12 protein-coding genes and 1 riboswitch are annotated in these 15,157 nt (G+C 39.1%); of the genes, 11 read left to right on the top strand and 1 reads right to left on the bottom strand.

Annotation, left to right across the window (positions count from 1 at the left end):
* Positions 1–21 precede the first annotated feature (21 nt).
* The 5 genes from AC0VYV_RS15660 (at position 22) to AC0VYV_RS15640 (ending at position 6,987) form a co-directional block, all read left to right on the top strand.
* Positions 22–789: a hypothetical protein gene (locus tag AC0VYV_RS15660; protein WP_475365577.1), complete on the top strand. Its 768-nt coding sequence runs from the start codon at positions 22–24 to the stop codon at positions 787–789.
* 30 nt (positions 790–819) lie between these two features.
* A complete protein-coding gene (locus AC0VYV_RS15655) occupies positions 820–1,758 on the top strand; it encodes an FTR1 family iron permease (RefSeq protein WP_404681417.1) in 939 nt (312 codons plus the stop codon).
* Between the two features lie 113 nt (positions 1,759–1,871).
* Positions 1,872–3,380: a hypothetical protein gene (locus tag AC0VYV_RS15650; protein ID WP_475365576.1), complete on the top strand. Its 1,509-nt coding sequence runs from the start codon at positions 1,872–1,874 to the stop codon at positions 3,378–3,380.
* A gap of 77 nt (positions 3,381–3,457) precedes the next feature.
* Entirely contained in the window at positions 3,458–5,239 is a 1,782-nt protein-coding gene (uvrC, locus tag AC0VYV_RS15645) for an excinuclease ABC subunit UvrC (RefSeq protein ID WP_475365575.1), read from the top strand.
* Positions 5,240–5,318: 79 nt separating this feature from the next.
* Positions 5,319–5,507: riboswitch (Lysine riboswitch) on the top strand.
* 244 nt (positions 5,508–5,751) lie between these two features.
* The gene (locus AC0VYV_RS15640; RefSeq protein ID WP_194219358.1) at positions 5,752–6,987 is read left to right on the top strand and encodes an aspartate kinase; all 1,236 of its coding nucleotides are present in this window, start codon (positions 5,752–5,754) and stop codon (positions 6,985–6,987) included.
* A gap of 30 nt (positions 6,988–7,017) precedes the next feature.
* Here the strand turns inward: AC0VYV_RS15640 and AC0VYV_RS15635 are convergent, their stop codons facing one another.
* A complete protein-coding gene (locus AC0VYV_RS15635) occupies positions 7,018–7,461 on the bottom strand; it encodes a YslB family protein (protein ID WP_475365574.1) in 444 nt (147 codons plus the stop codon).
* 308 nt (positions 7,462–7,769) lie between these two features.
* On the opposite strand from AC0VYV_RS15635, the gene AC0VYV_RS15630 reads away from it, so the two are divergent.
* The 6 genes from AC0VYV_RS15630 (at position 7,770) to ptsG (ending at position 15,138) form a co-directional block, all read left to right on the top strand.
* Positions 7,770–8,378: a succinate dehydrogenase cytochrome b558 subunit gene (locus AC0VYV_RS15630; RefSeq protein ID WP_194219360.1), complete on the top strand. Its 609-nt coding sequence runs from the start codon at positions 7,770–7,772 to the stop codon at positions 8,376–8,378.
* Positions 8,379–8,452: 74 nt separating this feature from the next.
* The gene (gene sdhA, locus AC0VYV_RS15625; protein ID WP_475365572.1) at positions 8,453–10,216 is read left to right on the top strand and encodes a succinate dehydrogenase flavoprotein subunit; all 1,764 of its coding nucleotides are present in this window, start codon (positions 8,453–8,455) and stop codon (positions 10,214–10,216) included.
* Positions 10,216–10,974, top strand: a complete 759-nt coding sequence (sdhB, locus tag AC0VYV_RS15620; protein ID WP_194219362.1) for a succinate dehydrogenase iron-sulfur subunit — start codon at positions 10,216–10,218, stop codon at positions 10,972–10,974. The genes sdhA and sdhB overlap by 1 nt, the downstream gene beginning before the upstream one ends.
* Before the next feature lie 353 nt (positions 10,975–11,327).
* Positions 11,328–11,555, top strand: a complete 228-nt coding sequence (locus AC0VYV_RS15615) for a helix-turn-helix domain-containing protein (RefSeq protein WP_369810531.1) — start codon at positions 11,328–11,330, stop codon at positions 11,553–11,555.
* A gap of 540 nt (positions 11,556–12,095) precedes the next feature.
* Positions 12,096–12,935, top strand: coding sequence for a glucose PTS transporter transcription antiterminator GlcT (glcT, locus tag AC0VYV_RS15610; RefSeq protein WP_194219363.1), 840 nt, complete (start codon positions 12,096–12,098; stop codon positions 12,933–12,935).
* A 166-nt stretch (positions 12,936–13,101) separates the two neighbouring features.
* A complete protein-coding gene (ptsG, locus tag AC0VYV_RS15605; protein WP_475365571.1) occupies positions 13,102–15,138 on the top strand; it encodes a glucose-specific PTS transporter subunit IIBC in 2,037 nt (678 codons plus the stop codon).
* Positions 15,139–15,157 lie beyond the last annotated feature (19 nt).

Below are 15,157 nucleotides of genomic sequence, written 5' to 3'. Positions count from 1 at the left end.
TCAATGAGGAGGATATTTCAAATGATAAAACGTATTCTGTCATCAGCATTAATAATGACACTAATTTGTATACTAGCAGTTCCTGATCTTGCCAGTGCATACTCTTATGGTGACCCAACCGAAGAGAAAGTAGCTGAAGCATACAGTGAGATGTCTGCAAAACTTAATGAATCTCCTCCGAATTTTGCAGAAGCGAATAAAATTTTTGCTTCCGTTAAAGACGAAATTCAATTACATATGGGTGAAGATGCGGTTCAAGCTGTTCAAAAGGAGCTAGACAACGAAGACAAGGAAGCTGTTATAACGAATATGCAGCAAGTCCTGGTCTTAAATATTTCACGTCGACTTGAAAACGCTGAAACAGATTTTGAAGAATATGATACAACAAGAAAGCTAGTTGGCAAAGCAGATGCCACATATAAAACGCTCTCTCCCGTGGTAAAACAAACGAATCCCGAACTTGATGAAAAGATAAAGAATGAATTTGAGGTATTGCTTGATTCGCTTGGTAACCCTGGCCTTTTTGGAGTGGGGGAGAAAGATTCAGATGAAGAGGAATACGCTGAAAGTAAGAAAGTTATACTTGATGGACTAAAAAATCATTTTGATATGAAATCAGTTGAAATTGGTCACTTTGGAGAAAGTGCAACAGAGGATGAAAGCGCTGGTAGTGAAAAAACGGATTGGACTGATCTCGGTCAGCTATCGAATTGGGTGCCAATCATTATTCTCATCGTTGTGATTGCAGGAGTAGTAATTTACACAACAAGAAAACGGCGACGCTCCTAAAATCTTTGTTTACGGAAAGGGGAAAGTTTAATGGAAATTCAGGCATTACTGATCATGTTCAGAGAAGTACTTGAAGCGCTTCTCATAATTGGAATCATAACTACCTATATGAAACGAATGGGACAATGCCAGTATAATAAATATGTCTGGTTAGGTGCTGGGCTTGCTGTAGTTGCAAGTGTAGGCGTAGCCATGTTGTTCCAGGTTGTTTTCACCGGGTTCGCAGCGATGGGAAGCGAGATTTACCTGAAAATTTCCATTATGCTAATCTCCGCCGTATTATTAACTCAAATGGTATTTTGGATGGCTTCACATAGTCGCAATCTTAAAGGAAAGACAGAAGGGAAAATGACGGAATACATTACAACGGGTAACGTGGTAGGCATGGTCATTCATTCTTTTCTCGTTGTCCTTCGTGAAGGTGTAGAAACCGTATTTTTCTTTGCTGCAATTACTGGTGGCGATATTGGTAAAGGATTTGAAGGATGGGGAGCGATTACTGGAATCTTGATTGCTTCCGCTGTATCGTACTTTTTCTTTAAGGGCACGATGCGCATTCCGCTTAAATCGTTCTTTAAGATTACTGGAATCTTTATTGTACTTATTGCCGGTGGCTTATTTGTACAGGGAATTTCGATGATGCAGGATATTAAACTAATTGGTAGCGTAATGCCTCATGTATACGATCTTACATGGTTCTTGCCAGAACATCCGATTGACTACGCGCATTATGTTCGTGATCATGGTGTGGCACCTCTTCTCTCAGGAGACATTGGAATTTTCTTTAAAGCGTTGTTCGGTTACTCTTCAATGCCTTCCATTGAAGAAATCATCGCGTACGTTGGTTATTTTGCAGTGATTTATCTTCTTGTGAACTCAAAGAATGAACCTGTAAAATCAGAAGTGAAAGAACCGAGTAAAGCGATTTTTAAAGCGACAAACGAAATGAAGCAATCGACAGTTAAATAAATTTCCAAAGTGCAAGGCGAAATTCTTCGTCTTGTACTTTTTTTCATCGGAGGTATTTAAAAAGGATAGATTAACGTATGACCCATACCAAGAATTATAAAGGATGATTAGGATTGGATCGATCAGGTAGATACCTTATACGAGCTAGAAACATTAAAATACTCATCTGGCTGATTTCAATGAGCAGTATCTTGTTGATTATTTGGTGGAGAACCGCCTATGCAACTGAGTTACCACGTTCTTGGGATCAAGTCGATTTCTCACTAGCTTTAAATCGATTTGATTTATTTGCCATGCAACCTCACTTTCCCGGATATCCCTATTTTATTCTAGGTGGGATGTTGTTAAATAAATGGATAGGAAATCCCGTTGAGGCTTTAACGTTATGGAATGGACTATTAATGTCGCTTTCTATGTATCCAGCATATGCAGTTAGTCGCTCTTTTCTTTCAAAAACACTTAGTATGGCATCAGTAGCTCTTATTCAATCAATGGTATTTGTCAACGTGTTAACCATTCAACCGATGAGCGAGGCGGCAGCGGTGGCTATTCTATGGTGGTACTTATGGAGTTTGCAAAAAGCATTTCATCGCGAACATTCATTCACGAGCATCGTTGTCGCTTCTTTGTTGTTTAGTTTACTTTTAGGAGTTCGTTTATCTTATTTACCTTTTGGTGTCGGCCTTCTACTACTATTAATACAGAGAAAAAAGCAGCATAAGTCCATTAAATCCTACAGTTTATTTTTACTCACCCAGGTCGGTATAGCCGTCATCTTTCAATTAATTTGGGTAGGGGGTCTTGCTGCTTCTGAAGGTGGCGTAGCTGCATTTTTACAGCTAGCCTTTGGGTTCTCTGAAGGTCACTTTGAAGAGTGGGGTGGAACTGCGGTTTCAGCCTCAGCCCCACTTTTGGAACGAATATCACATCTGATATTGAATAATATAGTTTGGACAGGTCTTAGCGGTCAATCGCTAATGATTTTACTACTATATCTAACCTTTTTTACGTTCATGATCTTCCAAGGGGTGAAAAATAGTGGGAGAACATTGCGAGAAATTTCATGGTTTGGATGGGCATTTGTCGCTATGGCATTTAGCTATTTTCTATGGGCCCTTTTGGCACAAAACATTGATAAGCCAAGACATATCCTGCCTCTACCTGGGATAATAATGTTAGGATTTCTCTGGATAGGGTTAGGAAGACAGGGTAATAACTCAACGAAAATAATGCTTGGTTTAGCCGTAATGATTAGCATACAATCACTTGTTTCCTATTCAACAATGAAAGAAGCAAACGATCCAGCAGCTGTTTATCAATTGATGGATTATGTAGAGCAAATTAACGAGCCGGTCATTGTGTATACTTGGGAAGAAACTAGGGTAATGTCCTATAACAAGGTGTCATTTGAACACGAACAAATTTATACGTATTCAACCTTTCTATCTGATCTTCAATATTATGATGAGCATCGCGTATTTTTAACAGGACAGGTTCTCGATGGATTTAAGAAACAGAATATATCGATGGATGGTCAGATCAAAAAGGTCAAAGAATTCCAATCCTCCACATTGTATGATCCTGTCTATCATGACATTGTTTTATATGAGTTCTTAAGATAATAGAAAATTGAGGTAATGTGTTACAATGAGAGGGGAATATAGATACGCCTTGAAAAGGAGTAGTGAGGTGAGGCAGCATGGAACAACATCTTAAAAATAAGCTAGCAATCCTTCCTGACCAGCCCGGGTGTTATTTAATGAAAGATCGCCAGGGAACGATTATTTATGTTGGGAAGGCAAAGGTGCTAAAAAATAGAGTCAGATCTTATTTTAGTGGATCACACGATGGAAAAACGCAGCGGCTTGTAAGTGAAATACGTGATTTTGAGTATATCGTAACCTCCACAAATCTTGAAGCTCTTATTCTTGAACTTAATTTAATCAAAAAACATGATCCGAAATATAATGTGATGCTTAAAGATGATAAAAGCTATCCTTATATAAAAATAACGGCAGAAGAACAGCCCCGCTTAATTACGACACGTAAAATAAAAAAAGATAAAGGTAAGTATTTTGGTCCATATCCGAATGCTTATGCAGCTAGTGCAACAAAGAAGCTTTTGGACCGACTATATCCTTTACGTAAATGTCGTAAAATGCCTGATCGCGTCTGTCTTTATTATCATATAGGCCAGTGTTTGGCTCCATGTGTCAACGACGTCTCTAAAGAGCAAAATAAAGAGATGATTGACGGGATTACGCGTTTTCTAAACGGAGGTCACCAGGAAGTTAAAGAAGACATAGAAAGAAAGATGACCACAGCATCTGAGAATATGGATTTCGAGCGAGCAAAAGAGTTTCGTGATTTAATGTTTCATATTGATAAAGTTATGGAAGTGCAAAAGATCCAATCTAACGATGGTATTGATCGGGATATTTTTGGATATAGTTTCGACAAAGGATGGATGTGTGTTCAAGTTTTCTTTGTACGACAAGGGAAGTTAATTGAGAGAGATGTTTCACTTTTCCCTTTCTATAATGATGCTGAAGAAGATTTCTTAACTTATATCGGTCAGTTCTATCTTCAACAAAATCATCCTAAGCCAAAAGAAGTATTGCTTCCTCAGCAGGTTAATGCTCAAATGGTAGAAGAACTTCTACAAATTCCAGTTCACCAGCCAAAAAGAGGCAAGAAAAAAGAGCTTGTCGAGCTTACAATGAAAAATGCGACCATTGCCATTAATGAGAAATTTTCATTAATTGAACGCGACGAGAAAAGAACGATTGATGCTGTTGAAAACTTGGGAGAAAAGCTTAATATAGAAGCTCCGCTCAGAATTGAAGCTTTTGATAACTCGAACATTCAGGGCACGAACCCTGTATCCGCTATGGTTGTTTTTCTTGATGGAAAGCCAAAGAAAAATGAGTATCGCAAGTACAAAATCAAAACAGTGGAAGGACCAAACGATGTAGGTTCTATGAAAGAGGTTGTGAGAAGAAGATATTCAAGAATGCTTAAGGAAAATGGTCCGCTTCCTGACTTAATTATTATTGACGGCGGAATAGCTCAAATACAGGCGTCACAGGATGTGCTCGAGAATGAGCTTGGTCTGGACATACCGGTTTGCTCGCTGACGAAAGATGAGAAACATAAAACCTCTCATCTTCTTATTGGTGATCCTCCTGAAGCTGTTTATCTACCAAGAAATAGTCAGGAATTCTACCTGTTGCAAAGGATTCAAGATGAAGTACACCGATTTGCGATTACGTTTCATCGACAGCTTCGAGGAAAATCGATGCTTAAGTCAAGTCTTGATGATATTCCCGGTATCGGAGAGAAGAGAAAAAAGAAGCTGCTAAATCATTTTGGATCGATCAAAAAGATGAAAGAAGCAAGCGTTGAAGACTTACACAACGCAGGACTACCAATGAATGTTGCAGAGGAAGTAGTCGCTCGATTTGAAAGTCAATCAAATTAATTTGTAAGAACATGTTGCGGCATTCACGTAAGTTCGTTATAATGAGTGAAATTTAATAGTTCCACACTTCGAAAGTTGAAGTGATGGTAGAGGCGCAAAAACCAATAGTAAGCTTACTGAAGAGTGTTAAGACTCAGTGATAGGAGCTGAAAGGGGGATTTGCCGAAGTGGAAAGACGCTTATCCGTCTGAAGCTGGATCTGTATTGAATAAGTGCAGAGCTGTCATCCAATACCTACCCGGGAATTGGATGGAGAACTATCTCACAAAGGGACGTTTTCTTGGATTTGTTATGAAAACAACAGTGAGGTTTTTCTCATTGTTGTTTTTTTATACTTTAATAAACGCTTTACAAGTTTAAAGTATAAAAAATGAAGGCTATCGCTATTTCAATCTGGTGAGTGGCCGAGTTTTTTAATATCCATTTCGACTCTTAGTTAGTGAGTGTTTGTAACGTGCGATGATTACGCACTATGAGGGATAACGAGCTGCATGAAAGAAAGGATGGAGAGAGTGGGACTACGCGTATTGAAATTCGGAGGTACGTCTGTTGGAGATGTAGAGAAAATCAAAAATGTTTCCAAAAGGCTTATGGAAGCTGTAAATAATGGAGATGAGGTTGTTGCGGTTGTTTCAGCGATGGGCAAAACAACGGATGAGCTTTTAGGATTATCAAAAGGGATAACAGCTACACCGTCTGCAAGAGAGCTTGATATGCTTCTAACGACTGGAGAACAAGTAACAACAGCGCTTCTTTCGATGGCATTAAATGAAGAAGGGTACGATGCTATTTCATTAACTGGCTGGCAAGCAGGAATTAAAACAGAGTCGCTTCACGGCAATGCCAGAATCCTCGATATTGATGCATCACGTATGAATCAACACCTTGCTGAAGGGAAAATTGTGATAGTAGCAGGATTCCAGGGGCTAACTGATACGTCTGACATCGCGACGCTAGGGCGTGGTGGTTCCGATACAACAGCTGTGGCGATTGCAGCAGCTCTTAAAGCGGATCGTTGTGAGATATATACAGATGTGGATGGCGTGTATACGACAGATCCTCGATATGTGAAAGGTGCAAGAAAGCTTTCTACGATTTCTTATGATGAAATGCTTGAACTTGCTAACCTTGGGGCTGGTGTCTTACATCCTAGAGCGGTTGAGTTTGCAAAAAACTATAACATCTTGCTTGAGGTCCGCTCGAGCTTTACGAATGAACCTGGAACGCTAATTGAGGAGGTCGTATCAATGGAACAAAATTTGGTGGTTAGAGGTCTGGCTTTTGAAAGTAATGTAACAAAAATAACAATTTCAGGTTTGCCGAATGAGATTACAACACTTCCTTCCTTGTTCTCATCTCTTGCGGCAAATGGTATTAATGTAGATGTGATCATTCAAAGTACAGGAGAGAAAAATACAACGAGTATCTCATTCTCAATTGAAACAGCCTCTCTTGAATTAACTCTTGATGTGCTCCGTCGCATTAAAGTGAAACTTCCCTACGAACATATTTATCACGAATCAGAACTTGCTAAGGTATCCATAGTAGGATCAGGTATGATTTCTAACCCTGGTGTTGCGGCACAAATGTTTGAAGTACTTGCTGAACACGGGGTAGAAATGAAGATGGTGAGTACATCAGAAATCAAAGTGTCAACGATCGTTCCAGAAGATAAAATGATTTATGCTATTGAGTCGCTACACGATAAATTTCAACTAGATGAAAGAACCCCTGTTAAACAAATGTAATCAAAAAGGAGACCACATGTGGTCTCCTTTCTATTCAATCTGATCTTTTGGGTCCCATTTTACTGTGAATTGAATTTCATTCTTTTTATCAGTTTCATAGGCTTCAGCGATGCAACGAAGCATATTTTGATATTGTTCAGCAAGAAAACCTGCTTCTAGTTGATAACAAGCATTTCGACTAGTATTTCTTCGCTCAGTGATAAGAGCTGACTGAAGATCAAACGTTACTTCATTCTTTTTTTCTTGTGCAATTGATAATTTACCCCATCCAGCACGCTGAAAAAAATCCTCGATCTCTTCTCGAGTGGAGAGCGGGAATTGCCTAGCCATTTCTTTTCCAGTCCAATATAAAACAGCCGGCTGTTCACTACCAAGAAGTTCAGGAATAAGAACTTCTCTATAAAATTCATATCCAAAAGCAGTTGTTTCTATTTCATGACTATAATCAATCGAGTTTGTGCGCTTCTTAAACATAAATTCCTCCCAGCTTTTCTACAAAATAATTATAACGTTTTATCGACAAATCCTCCATAGCACCATAGATAGAATTTATATATATAGAAAGCGTATTCAATTGAGATATACGCAGGTGTTGCAAGGGAATTTTGAAAAATCTAAATGTACACGTTTTCTTGACGGTCCTAAATGATGGGAGTACAATGGGTATGTCACAATATAATCGACAGAAAGCGATGATTTCTGTGCATGCAAAGACTTCTTTATTAGAAAAAAATGCACTGGCAGATGGTAGCTTAACAACTTAAAAGGGGGACACACAAAACATGGCCGCAAGTCGAGACTTTGTAAGCCGAAAATTGCATTCGCTTCTAGGAGTAATTCCGCTCGGACTTTATGTTACTCAGCATCTCACTGTTAACTATTTTGCAACAAGAGGGCCCGAGGCGTTTAATGACGCAGCTCATTTTATGGAGAGCCTTCCTTACAGGTATTTGCTTGAAATTTTCGTCATTTTCTTACCGCTCTTATTCCATGCGATTTACGGTGTTTATATCGCATTTCAATCCAAAAACAACGTAAGTCGATATGGCTATTTACGTAACTGGATGTTTTATTTGCAGCGGATTTCTGGCGTTATCGTATTAATATTTGTAACTTGGCACGTCTGGCAAACGAGAATACAAGCTGCGATGGGAGCAGAAGTAAACTTCCAAATGATGGCTGATATCTTGTCTAATCCAGGAATGATGATCTTTTACATCGTTGGTGTACTTGGTACTGTCTTCCACTTCGCAAATGGCTTATGGTCTTTCTTTGTAAGCTGGGGCTTCACAGTAACACCAAAATCACAGCGTACGATGACATACGTAACAATGGTCATTTTCGTTGCACTTTCAGTTGTTGGCATGCGCGCATTATTTGCATTCGTTTAAGAAAGTGAACTGTCTTCACCACGTCTGATACATAACTTTCAGACAGAGCCAGCATTTAAGGGGGAACTGTTCTTATGAGTAAAGGTAAATTAGTGATAGTTGGAGGCGGCCTTGCAGGTTTGATGGCTACCATCAAAGCTGCGGAAGCTGGAATGCAAGTAGATCTTCTTTCCATCGTTCCGGTAAAACGTTCTCACTCTGTATGTGCGCAGGGGGGAATTAACGGGGCTGTTAATACAAAAGGAGAAGGAGATTCTCCTTGGGAGCACTTTGATGATACAGTTTATGGAGGAGATTTCCTTGCAAATCAACCTCCAGTAAAAGCAATGTGTGATGCAGCGCCTGGTATCATTCACTTAATGGATCGTATGGGCGTAATGTTTAACAGAACACCAGAAGGTCTACTAGATTTTAGACGCTTTGGTGGAACACAACATCATCGCACTGCTTTTGCCGGTGCAACAACCGGGCAACAGCTTCTATATGCGCTTGATGAGCAAGTTCGTCGCCATGAAGTAGCAGGCCTCGTTACAAAATATGAAGGATGGGAATTTCTCTCCGCTATTTTAGATGATGAAGGTGTATGCCGAGGAGTTGTTGGTGAAAACTTAACAACTTCTGAAATAAGAAGTTTTGAAGCAGATGCGGTTATTATGGCGACTGGTGGACCTGGTATTATCTTCGGTAAGAGTACAAACTCTGTTATTAATACAGGTTCTGCTGCTGGTGCGCTTTATCAGCAAGGGGCTATTTATTCTAATGGGGAATTTATTCAAATTCATCCAACAGCAATCCCTGGTGATGACAAGCTTCGTCTTATGAGTGAATCTGCACGTGGCGAAGGTGGCCGCGTTTGGACGTATAAAGACGGTAAACCATGGTATTTCCTTGAGGAAAAATACCCAGCATATGGAAACCTTGTACCGCGTGATATTGCTACGAGAGAAATTTTTGATGTGTGTGTTAGTCAAAAGCTTGGTATTAATGGAGAGAACATGGTTTACCTTGACCTCTCACATAAAGATTCAAAAGAGCTTGATGTTAAGCTTGGCGGTATTATTGAAATTTATGAGAAATTCATGGGTGACGATCCTCGTAAAGTCCCTATGAAAATTTTCCCTGCTGTACACTATTCAATGGGTGGTTTATGGGTTGATTTTAACCAGCAGACTAATATTCCTGGGCTATTTGCTGCTGGTGAATGTGATTATTCTCAACACGGTGGCAATCGTCTTGGAGCAAACTCGCTATTATCTTCTATTTATGGTGGCATGGTTGCTGGTCCAAATGCGGTTGACTATATTAATGGATTAGAAGCAACGGTTGAGGATCTCTCTTCTTCATTATTTGAAAAGCATCAACAAGAAGAGCAGGCAAAGCAGGACGAAATCATGAAGATGAATGGAACAGAGAATGCTTATCAAATTCATAAAGAGCTTGGCGAATGGATGACAGCTAACGTAACGGTTGTAAGAAACAACGACAAGTTAAAGGAAACAGATGAGAAAATTCAAGAGTTGATGGAGCGTTACGAGAACATCAATATTAATGATACATCCAAGTGGAGTAATCAGGGGGCTTCATTTACTCGACAATTATCTAACATGCTTCAGTTGGCACGGGTAATTACAATCGGGGCCTTAAACCGTAACGAAAGTCGCGGTGCTCACTACAAGCCTGAATTCCCTGAGCGTAATGATGAAGAATTTCTTAAAACAACAATGGCTAAATACGATGCAGTCAACAACAAACCAGAATTCTACTATGAAGAAGTAGATACATCATTAATTCCACCTCGTAAACGCGATTATTCTAAGAAGAAAGCGGGGGATAAATGATGAGTGAGAATAAAACTGTCACACTTAAGATAAAAAGGCAGGATGGACCTGAATCTAATTCATATGAAGAAACGTTTACGATTCCATATCGTCAAAATATGAACGTTATTTCTGCTTTAATGGAAATTCGTCGTAATCCAGTTAATGCAAACGGTGAGAAAACTACACCTGTTATTTGGGAAATGGGTTGTCTAGAAGAAGTATGCGGAGCTTGTTCGATGGTCATTAATGGAAAACCACGTCAATCTTGTACTGCTTTACTAGATCAACTTGAGCAACCAATTCGCTTAGAGCCAATGACCACATTCCCGGTTGTGCGAGATCTTGCTGTAGATCGAAGCAGAATGTTTGATGCACTTAAGAAAGTGAAAGCATGGATTCCGATCGATGGTACCTATGATCTTGGACCTGGTCCGAGAATGCCTGAGAATAAGCGACAGTGGGCATATGAACTATCAAAATGTATGACATGTGGTGTTTGTCTTGAAGCGTGTCCGAATGTAAATAGTCGCTCGGAGTTTATTGGACCAGCTGCTATTTCACAGGTTCGATTATTCAACTCACATCCAACAGGTGAGATGAACAAAGAGGAGCGTCTGGAAGGCTTAATGGGAGAGGGTGGACTTGGGAACTGTGGTAACTCACAGAACTGTGTGCAATCTTGTCCGAAAGGAATTCCACTAACAACTTCTATTGCTGCAATGAATAGAGCAACGTCACTTCAAACGTTCAAAAACTTTTTTGGAAGTGATCACTAGGAAAAGATCCCCTACAAGGGGGTCTTTTTTTAGTTTCAGATAATTCTTAAGCTATGTTAGCTTATACCGTGGGTTCTCGATTTTTTCTGCGAAGCGATTGATCATGACAGAACTTAATTGATTCTAAGATCTACAGCTTCTTTAAAAGAGCCAAGTCTTAAGAAAAGAATAAAATCTTATTACGATATTTCTCAGGAAATGATGAAGAAGAACGAAGGTTGTCATAATAAATTCTCTAAACTGTTTTTATGCAATGTGTGAATTAATGTAACACGTAAGATAGAAATTCATATATTGTAAGGACTATATAATTTCAATCGAAGTTGCTTTGTTGCCCTATCGAGGAGGGTGGAATGTTGAAAGGGAACCACTACCGACCAAAGCCACTATTAACCAAAAGAGAAAGAGAAGTTTTCGAATTGCTTGTTCAAGACAAAACGACAAGAGAAATAGCAGAAGAATTGTTTATTAGCGAAAAAACAGTTCGGAACCATATTTCGAACACGATGCAAAAGCTGGGGGTAAAGGGGCGTTCTCAGGCTGTTGTTGAATTGCTTCGACTGGGAGAATTAGAAATATAACTGTGCCGGCTCAAAAAGCCGGTTTTTTCTTATGTGAAACGTCAAGTTAGCTAATACTGTTAATTCTAGATTATTTCTTAATTCGAGTTAAATGTCACTCTGTGAAAAAGAAAGAATGAGATAGATAGGAACTTTAACTTCATGATAAAGAGTAAGGAAAAGAAAATCCTAGAGATCGGTCAATGAAGTGAGTAGGATAAAATAAAAAAGAATGAATAGTATGTTAAAATAACAAAAAGGTATGTACCGAGATGGTTTCAAGCGAAGAAGAGACTCTTATACAAACAAGCGTAGCTTTTTAGTAGATTTTCTTTTTGTTTGATAATAACATAATAAAATAGCGGCATATGAAATGAATGGAAGATAGAAAAATATCTTCGGGTTGTTATAAATGAAGCAATAGATTATGATATCAACTATATTACATGAGTAAGGGGCAACCTAATGGAACGTTTTCTCATTGACGTTCGATCTGTTATTTACTATCATTAGTACGTTCATAATCACAAATGAAACCGGTTTAATGAGGGGAAATTGAACATGAATGGTGAATTTGAAATAAAGAAAATTCTAAATAATAATGTCGTAATTGCCGTTTCGGAGAATAATAATGAAGTCGTTTTAACTGGAAAAGGGATTGGCTTCAATCAGAAACAAGGCGAAAGACTCGATGAATCCAAAGTAGACAAGTATTTTGTTCTTATAGATAAGCATGAGCAGGAACAATATAAGTTATTAGTTCCACATGTACCAGAATCTTTTATCGGCATGATGAATGATACGATTTCGCTGATCGGAGATAAGCTGGATGCGGAGTTAGACGAGCATATCCACGTTTCCTTAACGGATCACCTTTCCTTTGCGATTAAACGCCTTCGTCAAGGATTGGATGTAAAGAATCCTTTTCTAGTCGAAACGCAAACAATGTATCCAAAAGAGTATACAATTGCTGAAGAAGTGATACAGTTAATTAATCATAAGCTTGATGTGGCTCTTCCTGATGGAGAGATTGGGTTTGTTGCGTTACACATTCACAGTGCTATTACAAATAGAAGCGTAGGTAAGCTTAACAAATATTCGGCTTTAATTAGTCAACTCGTTAAAGTCATTGAAGAATCTCTTCGAATTGAAATTAGTCGGACAGGAATTGATTATTTGCGTCTTGTACGTCATCTGAGACATGCGATTGAACGTAGTGAGTTAAATCAACCCGTGGAAGCGCATGAACGATTAGAAAAAGTGTTGAAAGAAGAATATCCAGTGTGCTATAATCTGTCATGGAAGTTGATTAAAATTATGCAGAAGGAACTTCGTACGAATTTTCCTGATGCAGAAGCGGTCTACTTAACGATGCACTTGCAAAGGCTTTCTCCTAAATAATTTCATACTTAACGGTAACGTGTTACTGATACGATCAGGCATGAGTGAAGCCGGAATGACAAAAACTGATTGGGGTATAGTATATCCTGATTGAGTTGTCATACCGTCCACTCATGCCTTTTTTATATTCAAATTTTTTGGGGGAAAAATAAAAGGAGGAAAACACATGTTTAAACAGGCTTTCGGGGTTTTACAGCGCGTTGGTAAAGCGCTAATGCTTCCAGTTGCAATTTTACCTGCTGCTGGACTATTGCTAGGTTTTGGTAATGCATTTCAAAATCCAACTTTACTTGAAAAACTACCGTTCTTGTCAGCTGAATGGTTCCAGCTTCTTGCTACTGTCATGGAGGAGTCTGGTGGGATAGTATTTGCTAACCTTGCACTACTATTTGCGGTTGGGGTAGCAATTGGTTTATCTGATGGAGACGGCGTTGCGGGTATTGCTGCAATTGTAGGTTTCCTTGTTATGAATATTACAATGGGTGTACTTGAAGGCGTATCAGCTGATCAAGTTGCTGAAAGCGCATCATATGCTAATGTGCTGGGTATACCTACATTACAAACAGGGGTTTTCGGAGGAATTATAGTCGGTATTCTTGCCTCCTATATGTATAAACGGTATTATAATATTCAACTTCCTCAATATCTTGGTTTCTTTGCTGGGAAACGATTTGTTCCAATCGCTACGGCGGTTTCAGCTTTGATTCTTGGTGTAATTATGATTTTCGTTTGGCCACCTGTACAATCTGGCCTAAATGCTTTTTCACACAACATGCTTGATGCTAATCCAGCACTTGCTGCATTTGTATTCGGTGTTATTGAACGTTCGTTAATTCCATTCGGACTGCACCATATTTTCTACTCACCATTCTGGTTTGAGTTTGGACAATATACAAATGCTGCAGGTGAAATCATTCGAGGAGATCAAAAGATTTTCTTCGAACAGTTGAAAGATGGTGCTGAGTTAACTGCTGGTACATTCATGACTGGTAAATTCCCGTTTATGATGTTTGGTCTTCCTGCAGCAGCGCTTGCTATGTATCATGAAGCTAGACCAGAAAAGAAAGCGGTTGTAGCAGGAATCATGGGCTCTGCTGCACTTACTTCTTTCTTAACAGGGATAACTGAGCCGCTTGAATTTTCTTTCTTATTCGTAGCTCCAGTCCTTTTTGGAATTCATGCGATTTTTGCAGGTCTTTCTTTTATGACAATGGCTTTACTTGATGTTAAAATTGGTATGACTTTCTCTGGTGGTGTCATTGATTTCCTTCTATTCGGAGTACTTCAAGGTAGAACTGCCTGGTGGCTTGTTATTCCAGTAGGGTTAGTATTCGCATTAATCTATTACTTCGGCTTCCGTTTTGCGATTCGTAAGTTTAACTTAATGACTCCTGGACGAGAAGAAGATGAAGAGGATGAAATTGCTGACGATGGTCAAGACAATACAGCGCTTGCTTACAATGTGCTTCAAGCTCTTGGCGGTGAAAGCAATATTACAAGTCTTGATGCTTGTATTACACGACTTCGTGTTTCTGTTTCAGATAAAGGCGAAGTGGATAAGAAGCGTTTGAAACGTCTTGGTGCATCAGGTGTTATGGAAGTAGGAAATAACATTCAGGCTATTTTTGGAACTCAGTCCGATGGTTTGAAAGGACAGATCAGAGATATCATGAGTGGAAAGACACCAAAGCCACTTCAAGATGAGAAAAAAGAAGAAAAGAGTGAGCAAGCTTCTGGAGTGAAGGGTTCTGATCATCTTATTTCTCCTCTAGAGGGTAAGATTATGCCAATCACGGAAGTGCCTGATCAGGTCTTTTCTGGTAAGATGATGGGAGACGGTTTTGCGATTGAACCAACTGATGGCTTGATTGTCGCACCGGTTGATGGCAAAATAATGAATGTGTTCCCAACGAAGCATGCAATTGGTATTGAGTCTGTTAATGGACGTGAGATTCTAATTCACGTTGGAATTGATACGGTTAACCTCAAAGGTGAAGGTTTTGAAGTATTCATTAGCGAAGGCGATGAGATTAAGCAAGGACAGAAGCTTATGAAGGTTGATCTCTCATTTATTAAAGAGAATGCAACATCAACTATTACACCTATTGTATTTACTAACCTTGAAGAGGGAGAAACAATTGATCTTTCGAAAGAAGGAACTGTTTCTCGGGAAGACAAAGATATTATTACAATATCAAAATAAAAAATATAACATTTGAAAG

This window comes from Anaerobacillus sp. QJM3NY_17, from assembly GCF_056173665.1.
The sequence above is the reverse complement of the archived record's forward strand: the minus strand, read 5'-3'. Positions and strand labels throughout refer to the sequence as shown.